Source organism: Bacillus sp. EKM208B (assembly GCF_011800725.1).
Classification (GTDB): Bacteria; Bacillota; Bacilli; order Bacillales; family Bacillaceae; genus Bacillus; species Bacillus velezensis.
In genome coordinates this window covers 501,327-523,901 of record NZ_JAANHO010000001.1, presented here as the reverse complement: position 1 = coordinate 523,901, position 22,575 = coordinate 501,327, and the positions used below count along the sequence as shown (strand labels likewise).

General features: G+C 45.4%; 18 protein-coding genes. 9 read left to right on the top strand and 9 right to left on the bottom strand.

Features of this window, described 5'->3' with window-relative positions:
* Positions 1–117: 117 nt before the first annotated feature.
* Both G9F75_RS02670 and manA read right to left on the bottom strand, forming a co-directional pair.
* Positions 118–2,757 carry an N-acetylglucosaminidase gene (locus tag G9F75_RS02670; RefSeq protein WP_167408912.1) on the bottom strand — a complete coding sequence of 880 codons (2,640 nt, stop codon included), beginning with the start codon at positions 2,755–2,757 and terminating at the stop codon, positions 118–120.
* 123 nt (positions 2,758–2,880) lie between these two features.
* Positions 2,881–3,831: a mannose-6-phosphate isomerase, class I gene (gene manA, locus G9F75_RS02665; protein ID WP_103527223.1), complete on the bottom strand. Its 951-nt coding sequence runs from the start codon at positions 3,829–3,831 to the stop codon at positions 2,881–2,883.
* Between the two features lie 217 nt (positions 3,832–4,048).
* On the opposite strand from manA, the gene gerBA reads away from it, so the two are divergent.
* From gerBA to G9F75_RS02650, 3 genes are read left to right on the top strand one after another with little or no spacing between them, the layout of a single operon-like run.
* A complete protein-coding gene (gene gerBA / locus G9F75_RS02660; protein ID WP_014419032.1) occupies positions 4,049–5,500 on the top strand; it encodes a spore germination protein GerBA in 1,452 nt (483 codons plus the stop codon).
* A 5-nt stretch (positions 5,501–5,505) separates the two neighbouring features.
* The gene (locus tag G9F75_RS02655) at positions 5,506–6,612 is read left to right on the top strand and encodes a GerAB/ArcD/ProY family transporter (protein WP_014419033.1); all 1,107 of its coding nucleotides are present in this window, start codon (positions 5,506–5,508) and stop codon (positions 6,610–6,612) included.
* Positions 6,609–7,739 carry a Ger(x)C family spore germination protein gene (locus tag G9F75_RS02650; protein WP_021494859.1) on the top strand — a complete coding sequence of 377 codons (1,131 nt, stop codon included), beginning with the start codon at positions 6,609–6,611 and terminating at the stop codon, positions 7,737–7,739. Before G9F75_RS02655 ends, G9F75_RS02650 begins: the two co-directional genes overlap by 4 nt.
* Positions 7,740–7,742: 3 nt before the next feature.
* Here G9F75_RS02650 and G9F75_RS02645 read toward each other — a convergent pair whose 3' ends face one another.
* Both G9F75_RS02645 and G9F75_RS02640 read right to left on the bottom strand, forming a co-directional pair.
* Positions 7,743–9,155 carry a bifunctional glycosyltransferase family 2 protein/class I SAM-dependent methyltransferase gene (locus G9F75_RS02645; protein ID WP_100262046.1) on the bottom strand — a complete coding sequence of 471 codons (1,413 nt, stop codon included), beginning with the start codon at positions 9,153–9,155 and terminating at the stop codon, positions 7,743–7,745.
* 92 nt (positions 9,156–9,247) lie between these two features.
* On the bottom strand, positions 9,248–10,624 hold the full coding sequence (locus G9F75_RS02640; protein ID WP_038460090.1) for a sugar porter family MFS transporter: 1,377 nt from the start codon (positions 10,622–10,624) through the stop codon (positions 9,248–9,250).
* A 304-nt stretch (positions 10,625–10,928) separates the two neighbouring features.
* Here G9F75_RS02640 and G9F75_RS02635 point away from each other — a divergent pair, with 304 nt between their 5' ends.
* From G9F75_RS02635 to G9F75_RS02625, 3 genes are all read left to right on the top strand, one after another.
* Entirely contained in the window at positions 10,929–11,915 is a 987-nt protein-coding gene (locus G9F75_RS02635) for an LCP family protein (protein WP_014419036.1), read from the top strand.
* A gap of 154 nt (positions 11,916–12,069) precedes the next feature.
* Positions 12,070–12,927, top strand: coding sequence for a Cof-type HAD-IIB family hydrolase (locus G9F75_RS02630; protein WP_053285360.1), 858 nt, complete (start codon positions 12,070–12,072; stop codon positions 12,925–12,927).
* A 105-nt stretch (positions 12,928–13,032) separates the two neighbouring features.
* Positions 13,033–13,758, top strand: a complete 726-nt coding sequence (locus G9F75_RS02625; protein ID WP_038461639.1) for a sunset domain-containing protein — start codon at positions 13,033–13,035, stop codon at positions 13,756–13,758.
* A 41-nt stretch (positions 13,759–13,799) separates the two neighbouring features.
* On the opposite strand, the gene G9F75_RS02620 is transcribed toward G9F75_RS02625, so the two are convergent.
* From G9F75_RS02620 to pgsB, 5 genes are all read right to left on the bottom strand, one after another.
* A complete protein-coding gene (locus G9F75_RS02620) occupies positions 13,800–15,035 on the bottom strand; it encodes a C40 family peptidase (RefSeq protein WP_167408911.1) in 1,236 nt (411 codons plus the stop codon).
* Between the two features lie 150 nt (positions 15,036–15,185).
* On the bottom strand, positions 15,186–15,347 hold the full coding sequence (gene edmS, locus G9F75_RS02615) for an extrachromosomal elements maintenance protein EdmS (RefSeq protein ID WP_003151344.1): 162 nt from the start codon (positions 15,345–15,347) through the stop codon (positions 15,186–15,188).
* Between the two features lie 7 nt (positions 15,348–15,354).
* On the bottom strand, positions 15,355–16,503 hold the full coding sequence (locus tag G9F75_RS02610; RefSeq protein ID WP_017418784.1) for a CapA family protein: 1,149 nt from the start codon (positions 16,501–16,503) through the stop codon (positions 15,355–15,357).
* A gap of 18 nt (positions 16,504–16,521) precedes the next feature.
* Entirely contained in the window at positions 16,522–16,971 is a 450-nt protein-coding gene (gene pgsC / locus G9F75_RS02605) for a poly-gamma-glutamate biosynthesis protein PgsC (protein ID WP_003151340.1), read from the bottom strand.
* A 14-nt stretch (positions 16,972–16,985) separates the two neighbouring features.
* Positions 16,986–18,167 (bottom strand): poly-gamma-glutamate synthase PgsB, encoded by a 1,182-nt coding sequence (gene pgsB / locus G9F75_RS02600; protein WP_003151337.1) that lies wholly within the window; start codon positions 18,165–18,167, stop codon positions 16,986–16,988.
* Positions 18,168–18,899: 732 nt separating this feature from the next.
* On the opposite strand from pgsB, the gene G9F75_RS02595 reads away from it, so the two are divergent.
* From G9F75_RS02595 to G9F75_RS02585, 3 genes are read left to right on the top strand one after another with little or no spacing between them, the layout of a single operon-like run.
* Positions 18,900–20,369 carry a spore germination protein gene (locus G9F75_RS02595; protein ID WP_022553884.1) on the top strand — a complete coding sequence of 490 codons (1,470 nt, stop codon included), beginning with the start codon at positions 18,900–18,902 and terminating at the stop codon, positions 20,367–20,369.
* Complete coding sequence (locus G9F75_RS02590) at positions 20,359–21,450, top strand: GerAB/ArcD/ProY family transporter (protein ID WP_012118599.1); 1,092 nt, start codon at positions 20,359–20,361, stop codon at positions 21,448–21,450. The genes G9F75_RS02595 and G9F75_RS02590 overlap by 11 nt, the downstream gene beginning before the upstream one ends.
* Positions 21,440–22,573: a Ger(x)C family spore germination protein gene (locus tag G9F75_RS02585; RefSeq protein WP_014419042.1), complete on the top strand. Its 1,134-nt coding sequence runs from the start codon at positions 21,440–21,442 to the stop codon at positions 22,571–22,573. The genes G9F75_RS02590 and G9F75_RS02585 overlap by 11 nt, the downstream gene beginning before the upstream one ends.
* The last annotated feature ends 2 nt before the right edge of the window (positions 22,574–22,575 follow it).

Sequence of the window (22,575 nt, the reverse complement as noted above, 5' to 3'; positions counted from 1 at the left end):
TTTATATATTTATATTGCCTCCATAGTGCTTAAAAATAATCGTACAAACAAAAAAACATCTGTCCAATTTAATATTGAAAAAAGCTCGGAAGTATGACTCCGAGCTCTTTAACACGTTTATTTATAGACAGGAATATCATAGTAAAGCTGATAGTTATCTAACAGACTATAGAGACTGTACATTCTATTTACCTGCTTATACGCCCAACCAATATCAGATGCATATTGGTGGCTTACAGAAGGCTCCCATCTCATTTTATACAAGGTATCTTGGTTGTATACGGCATTGTGTATATAACTCTGTCCGATAAATTTGGCCCCTCCAGTAATCGCTGCTTCAGGACTGAACCATCCTTGGTTATATGCATATTGGGCACCCTTGTTCACAGCGTCTCCGTCATATGCACCTATGCCATACATGTTATATACCTTTTTCCCATTATAGGTCACACCGTTTGCCAGCTCTGAGGTACCGTTTCCGGTCTCTAATAAAGCGTGAGAAATCAGGTAGAGCTCATTAATACTGTTAGATTCAGCTGCCTTAATAAAAGCTTCACCTTTTCCTTCAAGAATTCCTTTCCCTTTTAAAATCTTTGTATTGACTTCTGATGCTGTCAGTCCTGCATATTTCGATAACTTCAAAAACTGAAAATAACTTTTATCTGACACAGAAAAGTTTGCGGGGTTTACATAGTAGGAAACTTCTTCCTCGCTTGCTTTCCGCCAACCCATTTTAATTTTTGCCCAGTTATTCTCTACACTAATGATATTAACCTTATAACCTTTTGTCACTGTTCCTATAATATTATTGCTCTTTACCTCTGGAGTAGACCTGACATTAAGAAAATCTGCGGTTACGGTAGAATTTGCACTATTAATATAAGATAGAGATACGTAGGCACTTGAATCCGTCTGCGGGTTCGCTTTTAACTGCTTCGCGACCATTTCACTCATCGTAATATTATAATTTGTTTCCATTATTTGAGGACCGCTTTTCACCTCAACACTTGAAACTGCCCACCCATAAAGCTGCTTCACTTTGCTTGCAGCCTTATCAGCATTGCTTTTTCCTGTAAATTGTTCAGTAATCACTATACTGTATATTGGATTGTTTTTAGCAGTGTAGCTTGCTGATAAGTTCTTTGCCTTAAAGAAACTCAGTCCTTTGTTTAAAGCCGACGATGTGCTGATTTGATCTGTAACTAATTTATATTGCGTGTATGTGCTTTTGCCATTTTGTTTGGCATTGCCTTTCGCATTATTTGTTTTAAAAAAAGTTAACACACGATCTATATCTTTTTGATTTAATAAGTCACTAACAGTGACTTGATATTGCGTATAAGCGGATTTACCGGTTTTTTCACTTACTGCCGTTAATTTTTTTGTCTTGAAGAAAGATTTGACTTGATTAATCTTAGCTGTGTCCAGCAAGGCTTCTGTCTTAATTTTATAAGTTATTCCTTTTGGTTGTTTTATAGATTTGGCAGTTGCATTAATACCGATTTTCTTTAAAGAGTTTAAACCTTTTGTTACTTTTGTTTTGTCAGCAGTCTGTTGTGATAATAGTTGATATTGATTAGCAGCTGTTTTTCCTGAATTTGATTTTGATGATTTTAATTTTTTTCTGCTAAGAAAATTTACTGCTTTATCCGCCTGTGCGTTTGTTACAGCATTTGTTATCACTTGATAAGTTGTTTGGGTTGAAGTTTTCTTTACAGCTGTATAAGTCATATGCCATCTTTTCTTCTTAAAAAAAGCTTGAAGACTTTTTAGTTTTTCCGGGCTGACATCCTTCATTTTCACAACATAATTACTTGTAGCACCAACTTTTTGGTAGGACCCTTTAACTCCTGTGTTATTTATTATTTGGCTGATCGAATTTTTAACCATGCTCAGCCCGTTAAAATAACCCGTTTCTATATTATACGATGTGATAGTTTTTTTATTATTGATGGTTTTGTAACTGCTTTTGACGCCTGTGCTTTGTTCAAGCTGTTTGATAAGACTTTTCGCCTCATCTGCTTTATTGATCAAAGAATTCGTTGTAACAATGTAGTAAGACTGGCCTTTATCAGTCATGTTTAACGTGGCATTCAGCCCAGAATCTTTTTGAAAACTGCTTTTCACTTGGGATGCTGTTTTCTCTCCTTGAATTTTTCCGGATTGAATTTGAATGATCTCCGGTTCCTGTTCAAGTTTTTGATAATTAGCATTGACTCCAGTCTGCTTCTTTAACTCTTGAATAGCAGACTTTGCACCGGCCTCACTTGTCAGCTCAGATGTAACAATGCTTATATAAGGCTGCTTCACACCATTCGGTTTAACAGTACCGGTTAATCCTGTTTCCTTTTTCATTTTATCAAGCAAGTTATTAGCCTGCTGTTCACCTGAAATAGTTCCGGAAACTGCAGTATAATAGGGCTGCTTACTGCCCGTCGGACTTGATGTTCCTTTAATGCCTGTCTGCTTCGTAAAATCGCTTAGTACGCTTTTAGCATTCGTTTCGCTTGTCAGACCTGAAGCAGATATTTGATAGTTCTTAGACGTTCCGCTCTTTTGATAGTCTGCTTTCCATCCGGTATCTTTTTTCAATTTTGTAACTGCCTGAGAAGCCTCACTTTCAGAAGCAAACTTTTGTGTTGTTTCTAACTGATAAATGGAATTGTCAATATAAGCTGCCTTTACTGAGTCTGTTATCGTGAAAAATTCAAGAGTAACCGCTGACAATAACATTGCGGCAGCCAAACTTTTTTTCATTACTTCTCCTCCTTCTCTATATTTATCTATCACACTATTATTTTTATCGGAAAGTGCTTTAATTTTTAAAGTGAAATATATATATAAAAAAACTTAATCCCAGAGCTGGGATTAAGTTTGGTTTTATATATGAGAAACGATGAGCGTGCAATCTCCGTTTATCGTAAAGTCAGGCATCTGATCCGGCAGTATGAAATGCGCGCCTTTTTCAAGCTTGGCGGACTTGCCTCCACAGATGATGGAGCCGCTTCCTTCTGTGACGCTGCACAGCATAAACGGAGCATCCTGGGTCATTTCCGCCGTCCCGCTGATATCCCATTTGTATACAGAAAAATATTCTCCCTGCACAAAGGTTTTGATGGTGACGCCTTTTCTCGTTTCAGTTGATTCATCTAAAAATCCGTCCACATGAGGAACGGTCGCGGCGTTGACGGCATCGCGGATATGCAGATCACGCGTCCCGCCGTTCTGATCTGTACGCCCGTAATCATATATCCGGTAGGCGGCCTCTGAATTCTGCTGTGTTTCAAGCACGAGCGCCCCCGCGCAAATGGCATGGATGGTTCCGCTCGGCACATAATAAAAATCGCCGGGTTTGATCTTCACGCGGCGCAGCAGGCCTTCCCAGTCACCGCTGTTAATCATGGTGACAAGTTCCGCTTTCGAACGGGCCGTGTGACCGTATATGATTTCCGCGTTTTCTTTACAGTCAATAATGTACCAGCACTCAGACTTCCCCATTTCACCCTGTCCATGCTCCTCGGCGTCATAATCGTCAGGATGGACTTTAACAGACTGATGGTGTTTGACGTCCAGTATTTTCGTCAGCAGCGGAAACCGGTCCCCTTCCGTTCCGCCGAATAATTCTCTATGCTGATCCCACAGTTCCATCAAGGTTTTCCCTTGATACGGACCGCTTTTGACCGTGCTCATTCCGTGCGGATGGGCTGATATCGCCCAGCATTCGCCGGTTGTTTCTGAAGGTATGTCGTATCCGAATCGTTCGCGTAATAACGTGCCGCCCCATATTTTTTCTTTACATACAGGCTGTAAAAAAATCGGCTCTTGCGTCATGTTCGTTCCCCTCCCCTTAAAAAGCGGCTCATATCCCATTCCCCCTGTGTCTTTTTTAAAACACGGAGGGAGCCGCGGTTAAAAACAATATGTATAAAATGGCTGACCTGCTCATTATACCATTCGGATGGGGCGGAATGCTCAGTCATTTCCTATTCCAGAATAAAATGCCTTGTTTGTCGCAAATTAAAATAACTGATGGAAAGGGGGGAACATTATGACGATACATGCGGAGCTCGGCAAAAACCTTGAAGCGCTGAAAAAACGGTTCGGCCAAAGCGATGACATGATGTTTTATTCGTTTACGTACGGAAACGGCAAATGTGACGCCTGTCTTATATATATAGACGGACTGACCGACAATCAATTGCTTGCGGAATATATTATTTCGCCCGTGCAGGCGGCCGCCCGGCATCAAGAGGAACCGGCTGAAACAACGCCGTCATCCATCTCTTTCGGCTATCGTCACACCCGGCTTTCTTCACTTAAGGACGCGGAGGCAGACATTTTCTCCGGCAAATCGGTTTTGTTGGCGGAGGGATGGGAGGAAGCCCTTTCGTTTGAGACGGAAACATTTAAAATGCGTGATATTGAAGAACCGGCTTCAGAAGTGCTTGAACGGGGGCCGAGGATAGGTTTTGTCGAAAAGCTCCGAACGAACACGGCGCTGTTGCGCGAGCAGTCCGGTGATCCCAACCTCCAGATCAAAGAGATCACACTCGGCGAACGGACAAAAAAGCGGATCGCCGTTGCCTACATTCGGGATATCGCGCCTGATGATGTTGTAAAAGAAGTGATGAAAAGACTGGATTCGATCACCATTGATGACATTCCGGAATCAGGAGCAATCGAACAGCTTATTGAAGATAACACGTATTCCATTTTCCCGACCGTCTTGACGACCGAACGGCCAGACCGGGTTATGGGCGCTCTTTTGGAAGGAAGGGTTTCCATTCTTGTAGACGGAACGCCTTTTACCCTTTTGGTGCCGGCTACCATTGATGAATTTATCCACTCACCTGACGATTATAATCAGCGGTGGGTTCCGGTTACCTTTCTCAGGCTGCTTCGGTATACATGCATTTTAATCACGATTTATTTACCCGGCCTTTACATATCGCTCGTTACGTTTCACACGGGGCTTTTGCCGACGAGAATGGCGGTTACGATTGCCGGGAGCAGATTGAATGTCCCGTTCCCTCCTTTTGTTGAAGCGTTCATCATGATTTTTACGATTGAGATGATCAGAGAAGCCGGACTCAGGCTGCCGAAGCCGATCGGACAGACGATCGGCCTGATCGGGGGCGTGGTGATCGGGCAGGCCGCTGTTCAGGCGAATATTGTCAGCGCGATGATGGTCATTGTCGTATCCGTTACGGCATTGGCTTCTTTTACGGCGCCCTCCTATGCGTTCAATTTTCCGCTGAGGCTCATCCGTATTTTTTCGATGATTTTGTCGGCGATATTAGGTTTATACGGACTGATCATGTGTTATCTGCTTGTCGTCGGCCATCTGATGCGTCTGAAAAGCTTCGGTCAGGACTATCTTATTCCGATCATGGCGCAGCCTGGCCAAGACTTAAAAGATACGATCGTCAGACTGCCGACGCCTCTTTTGAAAAAACGGCCGACCAGAAAAGAGACGAAAGATAAAATCAAGCAAAGGTGATCCCCATGAAAAAACCGGAAGACAAGCTGTCGTTTATGCAGACACTTCTCATGGTAAGCGGAACAATGATCGGAGCGGGCGTGTTAACACTGCCTCGCTCCGCCGCAACAGCGGACAGTCCGAGCGGATGGATCATTATTCTTGTGCAGGGTGTCGTGTTTATCGGCATCGTCCTGCTCTTTATGCCGTTTTTGCAGAAAAACAGCGGGGAAACCATATATGAGCTGAATCAAAGCATCATGGGACGCGCCATCGGTTCTCTTCTGAATTTATTCATCAGCTGTTATTTTGTCGTCACCGTCTGTTTTCAAGCCCGTTTTCTAGGTGAAGTCATCAATTACTTTTTACTGAAAAATACGCCGATGGGTGTCGTCATATTCATCTTTCTGGCGGTCGGCATCTACCATGTGACCGGCGGGGTCTATCCCATTTCAAAGCTTTATGCCTATCTGTTCCCGGTTACGATCGTCATTCTGATTATGCTGCTTATATTCAGCCTGAGACTGTTTAAGCTGGATTTCGTCCGCCCGGTCATGGAAGGAGGCTACAAAAGCTTTTTTGAGATGTTTCCGCGGACCCTTTTGTATTTTTCAGGGCTTGAGGTGATTCTGTATCTGGTGCCGTTTATGAAAAATCCGAAGCAGGCGAAAAAGGCTGCTGTCTTCGGCATCGCCAGCGCAGGCTTATTTTACAGCGTTACGCTGCTTGTCGTCATCGGCTGTATGTCGGTCGCTGAAGCCAAAACGGTGACGTATCCGACCATTTCCCTGATTCACGCCTTAGAAATCCGGGGTATTTTCATTGAGCGGTTTGATATCTTTCTTTTAATCACGTGGACATGCCAGCAGTTTACCTGTATGCTCGGCTCTTTTAAAGGGGCGCATATCGGATTAAACACCATTTTCAGACTGAAAAATAAAAACAATGCCTGGCTGATGGGGAGCTTATTGGCAGTGACATTCGGCCTTTCGATGTACCCCGATGATATCAACAGCGTGTTTGCATTCGCGAATATTCTCGGGTATACGTTTTTTGCCGTCATTATGATTCCTTTTCTCATCTGGTTTGTCAGCTGGATGAAAAAAATAGCCGGGAGGAAACAGACGTCATGACACTTTTCATAAAATGGGCGGCGGCGCTTTTCATACTGATGACGCTTTCAGGATGCTGGGACGCGAAGGAAGTCGAAAAGCTATCTTTCGCCCGGGGACTGGCGATAGACGAGACGAGTGACCGCCGATATAAATTAACCTATCAAAACCTGCTGCCCCAAAGTGAAAACAGCCAGGCTTCCGGCCGGCCCGTGTTTGTCAATGTGACGACGCGGGGGGATACCATTCTTGAAGCCGTCAGTGAAGTCGCTTTAAAAGATCCGCCTGTTTACAGCGATCACTTAAAAGTGCTGATATTCAGCGACAAATTGCTGGCCGACCAAAATATACTGCAGATGATGAATCATTTTATCCGCGATGATGAATTAAGGCGGAGCAGCTATCTCTTCGCGGTAAGAGGCAAAGCGTCCGATATTCTGACGGAGCCGACGCCGAATCAGCAGCAGCCCATGGCCGCGGAAAAGCTGATCGACCTTACGAACAACGGAAACTACAACGGGAAGATTTTACAACCGCTCCGAATCGGGAGGGCTTCAATTTACTGCCATAATAAACGCAGTTTTCTCATTCAGGCCGTCAGCAATCAAAAAGGAAAAACGGTGTATGACGGAGCGGCCATTATCAAAAACGCAAAACAAAACAGATTGGCGGGCTTTCTGTCACCATACGAAATACAGAGCCTGAATTGGCTCATGGGGACGATACGGGGCGGCGTGCTGCCCGCTTTGGATAAAGGGGGGCACCCGATTACCTTCGAGATCAAAAAATCAACATCCGCCATCACTCCCAGACTGAAAAACGGGAAGCTGTCATTTCATGTAGCAGTAAAAACAAAAGGACTTTTGTCAGAGGATCAATATGCCGGAGAAGATTCATTCGATCAGCACTATTTAAACGGGCTGGAAAAGATTTTCGAAAAAAAACTGAAAAGCGATGTGAAAGAAGTCATCGATAAGCTGCAGAATCAATATGAAACGGACCCTGTCTTCTTTTCTGACAGAGTCCGCATTCAATATCCCGACTATTGGAAGAAAGTAAAGCATCATTGGGATGAGACCTTCTCCGAAGCGGCTTTTGACTATGATGTTTCCATTCAGATTACCAACTTCGGAACGATGGGACGGTAGCCTTCAGCCTGTTTTTTCGACACGGAGGAGAATTTGATAAATCCGGCTTTGTTCGGGCAGCTGTGTCACCGGAAATTGCATCGATTGCGCCATTCGTGTGATTTCCTGTAAAAACAGCTGCACCCGCTCATCCACGTGAACATACGTATAGGACTGCTTTTTCACAGCAAATGTCTCTTCCGGAAAGAGTGTGCGCACCGTCTGCGGCGTAAAAAACCGCAAGTGGGTGCGGTCGAGAATGCCGGCGTCTCTGTATGTCCAGTCACCGAGCAGAAGCGGGAACAGCGCTTCGGCGTGGGAAATATTCGGAATGCTGCAAACGATTGATCCGGCAGGCGACAAATAGGATGAGTACGTTTCAACGACGCGCCACGGGTCTTTTAAGTGCTCAAGGATGTCGGCGAAAATGATGCAATCAAAAAAGCCTTCCGGATAAGGAAGCTTCACTTCTTCGACATCTTCCTGCAGCACCGCTTCATAGTGTCCTTTTGCCGCTTGCGCCGCCAGCGGGTGCAGTTCTATTCCGTACAGTTCGCAAGGCTGTCTGTTTTGTAGTTCCAGCCCCGTAGCCCCCGCGCCGCAGCCGACATCAAGTATCCGTTTCGCCTCCCGGGGAACGAGCTCCGCAATTTCCGGTCTCGGATGAGTAAAGTACGTAAAATCAGTGCCCCATTTTTCCGTAAAACGCTGGCGGTTCTCCGAATATAACTGATTGATATTGATATCCTGATTAGCCGTAAACGTCGCATGTCCGTGGTGATGCACAAAGGCATCGAGGGCGATGTGCAGGCTGTAGCCTTTTTGCAGGGCGCGTAAACATAGGTCATCATCTTCAAAAGAACCGTATCCGAATTGCTCATCGAACGGGCCGATGTCTTCAATGACGCTTCTTTTCACCAGAAGACAGAAGCCGACAAGGCGCAGCACCCGCTTTGTATGATGCTTTTCCCGTGCGCAATACGCCTCCGCGAATGACTCCAGCTCATCAAGCGATTGATATGCGTCATGGATCATTTGCGCGCCGCTGACATAGTTGCTGACGGGCCCGACCATACCGGCTTTTTCAGAATGATACAGCACCCGCAGCATGGAGGTGAGCCAATTTTTCGTGACCATCGTATCGTTGTTCAGAAACAGCAGATTTTCTCCCCCTGCCGCTTCGATACCCTGGTTGCACCCTTTGGCGAACCCGAGGTTTTTTTCATTTAGGATGACTTTGACGTCAGGCAGATTTGATATGTATTCTCTCGTTCCGTCTGAGGAACCGTTGTCAACTATAATCAGTTCAATCTTATCTTTGTCGGTGTATCGTTCAATGCTGGCCAGACATTTTTTCGTCAGCTCAAGTTCATTATATGTAAGGATAATAATACTCGTTTTCACCGGCATCCCCGCCTTTATCGTGACTTTATACAACGTATGACATATCCCCGTCATTTATGTGACCGGGCGCCCGCCTGCATCCGTTTTGAGGGGCCGGTGAATAACCGCCCCCCTAAAACTGAATATTACGGATGAACTGTCCGCCGATTTGATTCTGATCCCGAGCCACCGTTACGGCTTTTCAGATCCTGCTCAATTTCTTCAAGGCTTTTTCCCTTCGTCTCGGTCACTTTAAACCAGACGAACAGGAATGCCAGTATCCCGATCGCGGCATAAATGAGAAATAAATAGCTGATGCCGACTGCTTCCATTAACATCGGATAGGTTAATGAGACAATCAATGTTCCGGCATGCAGCATCAAAGTGGAGACACCCGTCCCGATACCCCGGACATGCAGCGGGAATAATTCAGGAAGCATGACCCACACGGCAGGCCCCCAGCTGACCGCAAACACAATGATAAACAGGCCTAAACAAATCACCGTTGTCCATGATGCGGCTGCTGAATGTTCAAAGAAGAGATTGACCGCGGCCAATACGAGCAGACTGATGACCATGCCCGCATTTCCGGCCAGCAGCAGCGGCTTCCGGCCGATCTTATCAATGACTTTAATAGCCGCAAGCGTCATGATGACATTGACGGCGCCGATTCCGACCGTTCCCAGTATAGACGCGGAATTGCCGAACCCGACACTGGTAAATGTTTTCGGGGCGTAATAAATAATTGTATTTGTCCCGATGAATTGCTGCAAAAAGGCAAGTCCGAGGCCGGCAATCAGCGCGGGTCTCACCCACGGCTCAAACAATTCTTTCAAGCCGCCTTCGTTTTCCTTTTCCGCTTCTTTCATCTGATCAATCTCATCATCAATATTCTTCGTTCCCCGCAATGATGAAAGGATTTCTCTTGCTTTCTCTTCTTTGCCGATCGTAAACAGCCACCGCGGGCTTTCCGGCATAAATAAGATTCCGATCAGCAGAATGACTGACGGCACAACCGCAAGTCCAAGCATCCAGCGCCAAGCGCCTGCATCGGCAAATATATAGTTCACGATATAAGAAACGAGGATTCCGACCGTAATCATCAGCTGATTCAGCGAAGAAAGCGCCCCCCGTTTATGCTTCGGAGCCAGCTCCGATAAATAGAGCGGAACGATCGTTGTAGATGTTCCGACAGCCAGTCCGAGAATGATCCGGAAAAGAACCATCACCTCTGTATTCGGGGCAAAAGCGACTCCTAAACCGCCTATACAAAACAGCAGCGCCGCTCCCATGATGGCCTTCCGCCTGCCGAACCGGTCGGTCAGTTTGCCGGCGAATCCCGACCCGAGAATCGCCCCCGCCAATAACGAACTGACGACGAGGCCTTCTGTAAAGGCGTTCAGTCCCAGTTCTTTTTTCATAAATAAAATAGCTCCGGAAATGACCCCGGTATCATATCCGTATAACGCGCCGCCGAGTGCGCCGAAAAAATAGAGCCATTTATTCGAGTGTATGCTTTTCATGTTATGTAGACTCCCTTCATCCAACGCTGTATCCGCGCGGAATTGTTCTACTGCTTCTTTTGCCTGTTTCCGTCCGTTTCAAACCTTCCGCACCGTTAATATCCATTATTTTACTAATTATTTTTTACAAAGCGACGAAACATTTCCCGCTTCCTGCCGTCCAATATAATGTGAACCTGATGCAAAAATAACAGTAGATGTTGTCGAAATAGAGAGAAAGATTTGGAATTTTCTCATTTGAAGAGTTGCTCCAAGTCAACAATTATGGTACGCTTCACAAAGAATAGAAACGAGAGGTAATGATATGGAAGAACGATCTCAACGCAGAAAAAAGAAAAGACGCCTCAGAAAATGGGTGAAATTTGTACTGGTATTCGCCGCTTTCTTATTGGTGATCGCCGGTTCCGTCGGCACCTACGCATTTGTGAAATTGAATAATGCGACCAAAGAAGCGCACGTCAGCCTTGACCGCGGCGACCAGTCCGTAAAACGGATCAAAGAATTTGACCCGAAGAAGGATTCTTTCACCGTATTGCTTTTAGGAATAGACGCCCGTGACAGTAAGGGCGAATCAGTAGATGACGCAAGAAGTGACGCCAACGTGCTCGTCACCTTCAACCGGAAAAAGAAAACAGCGACGATGCTCAGCATTCCGCGGGATTCCTATGTCAACATCCCGGGACACGGCTATGACAAATTCGCGCACGCACATGCTTACGGCGGTTATAATTTAACTTATAAAACAGTAGAAAACATGCTTGATATTCCGGTAGATTATGTGGTTGAGAGCAACTTCGACGCGTTCCGCGATGTCGTCAATGAGTTGAACGGCGTTACGGTAAATGTGAAAAGCCAGAAAATTGCCGATCGTATTAAGGTCGATACAAAAGGAAAAGTCGTGCTGAAGCCGGGCGTCCAGACGCTTGACGGTGAGCAGGCACTGGCTTATGTAAGAACACGCAAAGCCGACACCGATCTGATGCGCGGACAAAGACAGATGGAAGTGCTGAGCGCCATTATTAAAAAATCTAAATCGTTAAGCTCGATCCCATCTTATGACGATATCGTCGACAGCTTAGGGAAAAACTTAAAAATGAACTTATCTCTTAATGACGCCATCGGTCTGTTCCCGTTTATCACATCGCTGAAATCGGTGGATTCTTTGCAGCTGACAGGTTCAGACAGCTATATTTACACTCCTCAGTACGGCAAAAATATTTATTACTTCAAGCTGAATGAGGAAAACCTTCAAGAAGTGAAAACGAAATTAAAAAATGATTTAAACGCGTAAGATGTCACGGCGGGGTTAGCAAATCCCGCCGTTTTTCTGTTGAAAAAAAGGACATGAAGGTATAGCCTTTTAACTGACGGCTTTCTGCTGATTTCGCACAAAGCTGAACATACTACATGAAGCAGCTTTATTTTTAAGGAGGGCATCCATACATATGAAATTGATAGCCATTGACTTAGACGGCACATTACTGAACTCGGACAGTGTGATTTCTCCGGAAAACAGAGCGGCTTTACAAAGAGCGGATGAAGCGGGCATTCTCGTGGCCATCTGCACGGGCAGAGCCACATTTGATGTAAAAGCGCTCTTAAAGGATTTGGATATTCCGATCATTGCGGCAAACGGCGGGACAGTCCATGACAAAGGATACCGCCTCGTCAGCCGGCTCTTAATGGATCAGCAGGCCGGGAAGGATATCGCCGCTTATTTAACGGACAACAACATTTACTTTGAGGTCTATACAGATGATCATCTGCTGTCCCCGTTTGACGGCGAGTCCAAACTGCAGGCAGAACTGGACATTCTGAAAAGCGCCAATCCCAAGGAAGATATTCGGACATTATGGGAGGGCGCAAAGACGCAGTTCAAACAATTCGGCATTAAACCCGTGCAGGATATACAGGCGATTTTTAACGGAGACGAACATGTTTACAAGCTTCTTTGTTTCTCTTTTGATATGGAAAAACTGAGAAACGCCAAAGAAGAAATTACACATCATCCGAAATTATCCCAGACATCTTCCGGGAAACACATTATCGAAATCCTCCCTGCCGGTTCCGGAAAGGGACGTGCTCTGACGGAGCTTGCCTCACTGTACGGAATTGAAAAACAGGATATTTACGCCATCGGCGACAGCCCGAATGATTTCTCCATGTTTGAAGCGGCGGGAAACCGCATCGCAATGGGCAATGCGATTGATGAACTGAAGGAAAAAAGCACGTATATTACAAAAAGCAACGATGAAAACGGCGTCGCATATTTCATCAACCGGCTTCTCGACAACGAGCAATAAAAGGCAAAAGCCAGGTCTTTCACGGCCTGGTTTTTCATGTTTCCCAAAAAAGGAATTCCCAAAAATGAAAATAAATTGTAAGATAAAGAAAAAAGGAGTTTCATGATGTCGAATGCAATCGCTATTATAGGATGTTTAGCTTTTCTCTGCGCAGTCGGATACGGAATATTCCATCTCATATGCAAAGCGGCAAAAAAAGACAAACATTTTTCAAAAAAGCTGTTTTGGCCCCTTCTCATCGGCGGATTTATCCTGCTTCTGACCGGCGCCTCCCTCGCAGAGCCGGACGCCTCGGCCGTGAAGGCAGAGGAGAAATACAGCACCCTTGATACCGCTTATCAAAAATTGACGAAGGAACACCAGGCGCTTGAGAAAAAATATGAAAACATCAGTGCCGCGGCCGAAAAGGAGAAATCCGAAGCCGAAGCCGGCAATGAAGAAAAACTCAGCAAACTCAGCCAAGAGATAAGCGAGCTGAAAAAAACAAACAAATCACTCAAACAAGACAATGAGAAATTAAAAAATTCACAAAAGAAGCTCGAAAAGACCGCTGAAACGCTTCAGTCAGAAAATAAATCTTTAAAGCGGCAGAAAGCAGAAACAAAAACATCCGAAAACGCGGAAACGGCGCAAAACAACGCCCCTTCCTCCGGCGGACATGCCGAGACGAAAGCAGCCGGCACCTCACAGGGATGCGACATTAAAGGCAGCCGGAACGGCATTTATCACACGCCGGGAAGTACATACTACGACCGGACGACAGATCCCGCGGAAATGTTCTGTTCCGTAGAGGATGCGGTAGCGGCCGGATACAGAGCGCCGAAACGGTAAAAGAAAAAGACGTCAGAGACACTCTCTGACGTCTTTTTTTTTTACGGGAGCCGGATGCCGCCCGCATATTTGTCCTTCCAATAAGCGCTTGTGTTCATATTTGTTATGGTAACGCCTGCGGACACGGTGACATGAATCACTTGTCCGTTCCCGATATAAATGGCCGGATTCAGGCTTTCCGCTTTAAAGAAGACCAGATCGCCGGGCTTCAGATCTTGTTTATCGACCGGAACGCCCGCCTGCATCTGCTTGTCCGCATAACGCGGCAGGCTGATTCCTTTCGCTTTTTGATAGATGTATTGAACAAATCCCGCCGTATCAAAGCCGGTTTCCGGTGAAACGCCGCCTTTCAGATAAGAAATTCCGATATGATCGGCCGCTGTGGACACAACGGGATTTTCTTTAGAAATGGCTAAATTGCTGAATCGGCGCACCCCCGTAAAATGTTTTTTCCAGTAATCTTCCGACAAGTAAGAAATGGTGACTTTTGCGGAGCGGCTTGCTTGGATGAACCTTCCCTCTCCCGCATAAATGCCCGCATGGGAAATTCCTTTTTTATACGTGTCGCTGAAATAAATCACGTCCCCGGGCTTTATATCGCTCAGTTTGATTTTCTCTCCGACCAGCCACTGCTGTTCCGCAGATCTCGGCAGGTAAATGTGAAGCTTGTTTTCAAAAACATATTGGACCAGCCCCGAACAGTCGAATCCCTCCTCGGGCGTGCTACCGCCGAATACATACGGAATGTCGAGGTAACGGGCTGCCTCCTGAACGATCGGATCATCAGCCAGTTCCGGATCTTTTGTAATCCGCTTGGCGCCAAGATATAAATTCATCCAATAACTGCTTTTTTGAAAGCGTGTGACGGTTACGCCTTCTGACGGAGAACTGTGTATCATCTCTCCGTTTCCGATATAAAGACCGTCATGGACGGGCGCGTTTTGTGTGGAATCCGACTTTTTGAAAAACACAAGATCTCCCGGTGAAAGGTCATTTTCTTTGACGGCGGCTCCGACTTTCCATTGATCACTGACCGTTCTCGGCAGATGGATGTTCTGTCTGCTGAAAAGATAATGGATCAATCCGGACGGATCAAAACCGTCCTCAGGCTCTTCGCCTCCGTAAACATATTTATTTCCGACAAGTTTTTGCGCGTCTGAAACGATCAGGACAGAAACTTGAGAATCCGCTTCAGCAATTTCCGTTCTCGTCACTGCAGGTGCCACAAGACAAATCATAAGGCCGGCAAGGATGTACTTCCTCCAGCTTGTGAGCATGTTTTCTATTCACTCTCCTTATTTTTGGTAGTTTTTACATCGGTAACTTTTAACAAATGTTTAGGAGAGTACACAAAAAAAGAATGCCCGATATGGGCATTCTTTACTGGATTCGGAACAAACAATATGCCGGCAAGCGGAATCATGCGCTTATTTTGCGCCCGCTGTGTCCTCTTGCTGAATTTTTTGCATTTCCGTGTCAATTTTTTGTTTTTCCTGATCTGTGAGCTGATCATTGTATTTAAACGCTGACATAAACATAAAGACCATAATGATCGCGGCAAACGGCCATCCCGCTTTAATGATTTTCATTTGTTTTTCACTCCGCTTTCTTTTTTAAGATATCGCTGTGATCCACATCAAACGTTAATTTTCCATCCTTGACGCTCCACTTGAAATTCGATTCTTTCGTCAGTTCACGTACGATCGTTTTATGATTGATGCTGCCTTTTTTAACCGGTGCAGGCGTTGCTTCATGAATATTCATCGGCGTGACTTCAAAGCGTCCCGTGCCGTTTTTCTGCAGATGATATTGAACAAGCGCCGTGTCTCTCGTTCTTGTCCACCCCTGGTCGAATACGAAGTTGCCCAGGCTGTAGAAAATAACGGTGCCGTGGTACATTTCGATCGGTTCTAGCACATGCGGATGGTGTCCGACGATAATATCCGCTCCGGCATCTGACATTGCTCTTGCCAATTGGCGCTGTCTGTCATTCGGATCATTATCGTATTCCTGTCCCCAGTGTGTTTGAACAATGACAAGATCGGCTTTCTTTTTGGCTTTAGAAATCATCGGAATAAACAGCTCTGGATCGGCCGGAAGCACACCCGGCGCATTTCGTTTCGCTGCAAAGCCTTTTCCGGAAACATCAGTGAAACCCAGTGTTGCGATTTTGATTCCGTTTACATCTTGATACGAAATGTTCTGCTCGGCTTCCTTCAGCGTGAGGCCCGCGCCGACAAGTTCAAGATTTTGCTTTGAAAACTCTTCAACCGTATCCCGCATTCCTTGAGGGCCGTAATCCATCGCATGGTTGTTGGCTGCCGTGAGAACGGTGAAATTCATGTCCTTCAATACTTTTACGGCATCTTTGTTTGACTGAAGGTGGATATTTTTTTCTGCTTCTTTGTAGTTCTTTTTATATGTAACCGGGTTTTCAAAGTTCCCCGACACATAGTCGGATGCTTCGAAAAATGGCTTTGCGTAACGGAAGACACTCTCCGTGCCTTTATGCTTTGTCACTTTCTCGACATTCCGGCCCATCATAATATCTCCGACGAATGAGGCTGATACAAGGTCATCTGCATTCCTTTTCACACTCGGCGTTTCCGCCTTCCCTGTCAGGATGCAGACGAACATCAGGCAAAAGACGATCGGCAGCGCGATAAAAACGTGAAGATTGGTCTTCTTTTTCTGCTGTTTGGTCAGCTTCAGCAGTTTTTCTTGAAAGCTTAATTGTTTTTTCATCGTTTGACACACCTTACATTAGATTAAGTAGTAAGCAAACATAATGGCAAAAGTTGCGCCGCTTAAGAACAGCGTGCTGGCAAATGTAATCGTTAATCCCTGTTTCTGAATGGTATTGGCGATCAGACCCGGTACGATGATACCGATTCCGCGGAATTCTGATATCTCAAACGGTACGATCGGGTAAAGGAAATCAAGGGCGATTTTTAAGCAGATTCCCGTTATCAGCATAGCTGCGAATTTTCTGCGTCCGTACAAAATCATAAATCTGGATAAACCGTATTTGACGATCACGTATGTAAGAAGACTCACTAACAATACGAGTAAAATAAAGACCGGCTGGTTAAAAACGAGCCCTAAATAACCCGGCACGACTAAACCGGCAGGTACGATACCTGTTTTTTCCGCGAAAATTAAACTGATTAACACGCCTAAAATAAGTGAGATGTATAAATCTGATCCGAACATTTATCCTTTTCCTCCTAGCTAACGAGCTGTTTCACCTTATACTCTTGAATTTTTTCAATTAATGGTTCCGCTGAACCGTGGATATTGCCGACGCCATATATGACACGGTTTTGCATTCTTGTTTTCAGCACGTCCATGATTTCGTCTGTTGATTTATATTCCAGATCGTGCAATGTATCGGCAGGAATCTTGCCTTCTTCATAAGCTCTGACGATCGGTTCTGTCGTCTCGCCGATGAGTATGAGTTCCTTCGTTTTAATGTACGGAAGCACGTCGTTTGCGAACTGAATCGTTCTGTCCACACGGTCGGCGCGGCAGTTCATGATGACGATCGGTTCATCTGTCGGGTAGCCGATTTCCTTTACACGTTTCCATATATTCAAAGTAGAAGATGCATCATTTGCGGCAAAGCCGTTTACGAAATGACCGGGCTCCTTCGTGCTGAGCAGCGGCAGGATTCTCATGGCGCCAGGATCAGGCGGCGCATTCAGCATTCCTTTAAACGCCGTTTCTTCATCTATCCCAAGAGCCTGGGCAACGCCGAGCGCAAGGGAAGCGTTATCAGGAAAGACCATATATTCAAATTTTCGAAGGTATTCATCTGTAATTTTAGAGTTATCCGCAATAATGACCTCGGTATTCCGCTCTGCGGCTTTTTCTTTAAAGAAGTCTGTGTATTCACTGTCTGTAATGACAAGGTGACCGTTATACGGTATCGTCGCGGTAAAAGCTTCAGCGATTTCATCAAGCGTCGGCCCCATGACATCCATATGGTCTTCAAGCACATTCACGATGACGCCGATGTTGGCTTGAAGGAGTTCTTCCTGAAAGATAATCTGATAATCCGGGTTTACCGCCATACATTCACTGACAATGGCATTGGCGCCCCGTTCTACGGTTTCCTTCATTACTTCTTTTTGCTCGCCGATATTCGGGCCCTGCGGTTTCCGTTTGATCGGTTTCTCCTCAGGTGTATCCCAATAGATCATCCTTGCATCTGTTCCCGTCGTTTTTCCGACTGTTTTGTAGCCCGCCTCCATCAGTATTCCGGTCGTCAGCCTTGTTACGGTTGACTTTCCGCGGATACCATTAATATTGACGCGTACTGGCAGAGCATCGATATTCTTCTGATGCCGCCTTTTTTCAATGATTCCGATGATTAGTACGGCAGCACAGGCTATAATGAGTAACCACATTGATTTTTGACATCTCCTTCTGTATTGATAAATTCATTCATCAGTATATAGCTTCACTATGAATTCTCAATCGGCATTATGTAACATAATCTTCCCGCTTTCACTGAGCCAAACTTCTCTATTAGTGACGCTATTCTTCCTATTATCGAATTGCTTTTTTTGGGAATAGGCAGGACTTCAACCTTACTTCAATTTTTCAAAAGAAAAATGAATGCGTTTACATTTCCGCGCAGAAATTCATTTGGACCAATGGAACTATTCGCGTTCCGGAAGAAAAAGATGTAATGATAATCCATCTTTTCCAGCCCGTTTGTATCAGCGTTTTTCGCACTGCGCATACGTTTCGGGACTCTCTGTCCGCTGTGTGCAGACTGCCTGTTTTGTTAAGGATAAGGTCTTAAAGTCATTCATTTTTCCCCCGTATCCTGCTTTCAGTCCCATTCCAAAATAACTAGCGGAATGACTGGTACATGACAGAAAAAGACGTGTCCGGAGTGTTTACAAGAAATACACATTTTATATGCGGAAAGCCTTTCTCCTTTTAAACCATTTACAGGACGTTTATCACTCTTTTGAAATATTTTTAATAAATCTTTATATTCGTTCAAGAAATATTCATCCATAATTGTGAAGTTCTTGGTAAAACCATCGAGGAACTCCTCTATTTTATAAAATGCATAAAAAAGGAATACCCGCTGAAAACTACAGATAATCAGGAAAGGAGGCGGTCTGATGTCTGCGGATAAACAAAACAAACGGATTCCCGGCGATTTTGAATCGGCTGTACGGGAAATGCAGGAGCTGATGTGTGTTTGCGGTGATTTTAAAATACGAAGGATCAAACTGCAGGACCGTCATACCGCTTTCTTTTATATTGAACAAATGATAGAAGAACAGAAGCTGAATGAGTTTCTGTTAAGCGACACCCTGCAGAACGGCCCGCTTGAGGAAACGATGAATGCCGTCAGCAGTGCGGAAACGGATGAAATCAGAAAACTCATTGACGGGATTTTGGCCGGACAGGTTGTTTTTCTCAGCGATGCATCGAGGAAAGCGAAGCTGTTTTCCGTCGGGCAGAATCCGCTGCGTTCCATTATGGAACCCGAATCTGAAAGTATCGTCCGCGGCGCCCATGACGGGTTTGTGGAAAGTTTGGAAACGAACATTCATCAGCTGCGGTTTCACATACAGGACCGCCATCTCTCCGTTCATTATATGGATATCGGGGAAAGAGCCAAATCAAAGGTTGCGGTTATCTTTGTTGAGAATATCGCCAATCCGGAGATTGTGGAAGAAGTGAAGCGGCGCCTGTCATACCTGCGTATAGACAGCGTGCTTGCGCCCGGGATTATCGAGGAATCAATAGAAGATAATTCGTTTTCCATTTTTCCGCAGATCATTCATACGGAACGGCCGGATAAAGCAAAAGCATGCGTGATGGAAGGCTGTGTGCTGATCATGATGGATGGGAGCCCGTCGGCTTTGATTGCGCCGATCACATTCTTTTCTTTTTTTCAATCGCCGGATGACTACAGCACGAGATGGATTTCCGCAAGTTTTTTAAGAGTGCTGAGATTTTTCGCCTTTATGATCGCGATTACGCTGCCCGCTTTTTATATCGCGCTGATTGCATTTCATTTTGAAGTCATTCCCAACGATCTGATTATCACCATGAAAAATTCGATTGTTGATATTCCCTTCCCTCCGCTGATAGAAGCCATGATTATGGAGATTACGATTGAACTGATCCGCGAAGCCGGTATCAGGCTGCCGAAACCGATCAGTCAGACGATCGGCATTGTCGGCGGTCTCGTGATCGGTGACGCAGTCGTTCAGGCGGGACTCATTTCTAATATGATGATTATCGTCGTAGCCGTTACGGCCGTTTCTTCTTTTGTGCTTCCTTCATATGAAATGAGCACCTCCATCCGAACGCTCAGATTTCCGCTTATGTTTCTGGCATCTTCGTTCGGTTTTATCGGCATCGCACTCGGCTTCGGGCTTATTCTGATGAACCTGTGCAAGCTTGAATCACTCGGCGTCCCTTATTTATCATCTCTGACGCCGTTTCATTTCAGCGACTTGAAGGATGCATTTATCCGGCTGCCGGCTTGGTTTATTAAAAGAAGGCCTTTTTATTTGAGACCGCAAGACTCAAAGCAGATAAAACATGTTCGGGGGTGGAGAAAAGATGAAGCCTAAAAAAATCAGCCCGCTTCAAGGCGTGTTTTTCATCAATCAGACGCAGATCAGCATCGGCATTTTGGCGCTGCCCCATTTACTGATGATGAAATCGGGAAGCAGCGGATGGATTTCCATTCTGCTTACCGGATTGCTCGTCCAGCTTACATTCAGCCTGTATATGATATTATTTCACCGGTTTCCGAAGCTGAACCTGTACGAAATGCTGGAGGAGGTGTTCGGAACACTTGCCGGCAAAGGGGTGCAGGTGCTGTATATTTTATATTTCGCGTTTCTCTGCACGCTCATTCTTTCTGTATTTACACGGATATTGGATATCTGGGTGCTCCCGCAGACTCCGAATTGGGTGGTCAGCTTAATGCTGATCCTCGGTTCTGTCTATATCGCCCAGGCCCCGCTGAATGCGATCGCCAGGTTCAGCTTTATCTTAACACCGTTTTTGCTGCTGATCTCTCTGCCGATTTTATACACGCTGGGAAAAGCCGATATCACATACATTATGCCGATTTTTCACGGAACCGCAAAAGACATGCTTACCGGGGTGCAGCAAACACTTGTCAGCATTACCGGCTTTCAGGCGGCGCTCGTGATCGGGCCCCTAATCAACTGCACCGTCAGCCAGCGCTACAAAATACTGACGATTTCAAACATCTTGATTATCCTTTATTACCTGTATATCACCCTTACTTGCTTTGTCACAATCAGCCCCGAAGAAATAAAAATGATCCCGGAGCCTGTGCTGTACCTGTTAAAAACCGTTTCATTCAGAATTATCGAACGGACGGATCTGCTCTTTTTGACGTTTTGGTTCGTGACCGTCTTTTCAACGCTGGCCAACGTGTTTTACTTGGCAAGCACCGGCATCGCCAAGCTGTTCAATCAAAAAGACCACAGCCGGTTTGTTTATCCGCTGGCCCTGCTCGTCTTCCTTCTGTCTATTTGGGCCACAAGCACGGATAAAACGATACAGCAGCTGGATCAGTTTTTCCGCATTTCCGATATTGTGTTTGTGTATTTGTTTCCGTTATTTATGGTATTGATTGTCCTTGTACGCAAAAAGGGTGTCCGCCATGCGCATTAAAAAAGCGGTTCTTATCAGTCTCATGTGCGCAAGCCTGACACTTGCGGGCTGCTGGGATCAAAATTTGCTGAAAGATATTTCTCTCGTGCTGACCGCAAGCCTTGATGTTGATCATGACGGTAAAAATAAAATCGGCATCACCTATCGGAAGGTTCAGTCGTCCCAGGCGGAACAGGAAACGGGCGGCTCATTCATTACGACGGTGCTCAGCGCTTCCGGGCACACCATCCGTGAAGCGCGGTTTCAATTGGATAAGCTTGTCGATCAGCGCATTGACACGTCCAAGCAAAGAGTCTTATTAATCGGTGAGAAAATGGCGGAAAAACCGCTTTTTCCTTATCTCGATGTCTTTTACAGAGATCCGAAAAGTCCGCTTCTCGCTCATCCGGCGGTTGTAAAAGACGGCGAGGCGATTGAAGTGCTGAAGCTGATCGTCCGGCAGAAATTGATCGTCAGCAAGTATTTAACGAATTTATTAACAAGCGCTAATGCGGAATCAAATATCAGCATGGAAAATTTGCAATCCATCCGTTCAAGCATGCTGACGGCTGATAAGGATTTCGCCCTTCCTTATTTATCGATTAACGGACAGACGATAAAGGTAGAGGGTTCTGCCCTGTTCAGCGGCCAGCGGAAAGTGACTGAGGTGCTCGGTCAGGATTCGACCCTCCTGACCCTTTTAAGCGGGCAATTTAATAAATCGGCTAATATTAATCTGAAGCTGTGGGACAAATACAAAATGGATATTGAAAATTATCTTTCTCTCGGCATCACGGATGCCACGCGAAAGATTGTATTTATAGATACAGATCCGCAGCATATAAAAGTGAAAATCCGTTTAAAACTGAATGCACGCGTCTTGGAATATCCGAAGGACAAGCTGAATTCTTATACGGCAATCGACCAAATGAACAAACAAGCATCAGCAAATCTGAACGGGCAGGCCAGATCGGTGATCAGCCATATTCAGGAGCACAACTCGGATATCCTCGGCATCGGCCGGAACTATCAAACCCATTATTATGAGCGGGGCAAGCGGCTCAATTGGCGTGAGGTCTATCCTTCCATCGAGATCGTCCCTGATATCAAAGTGAATATCTCGCAAATCGGTATCGTGAATTAGTA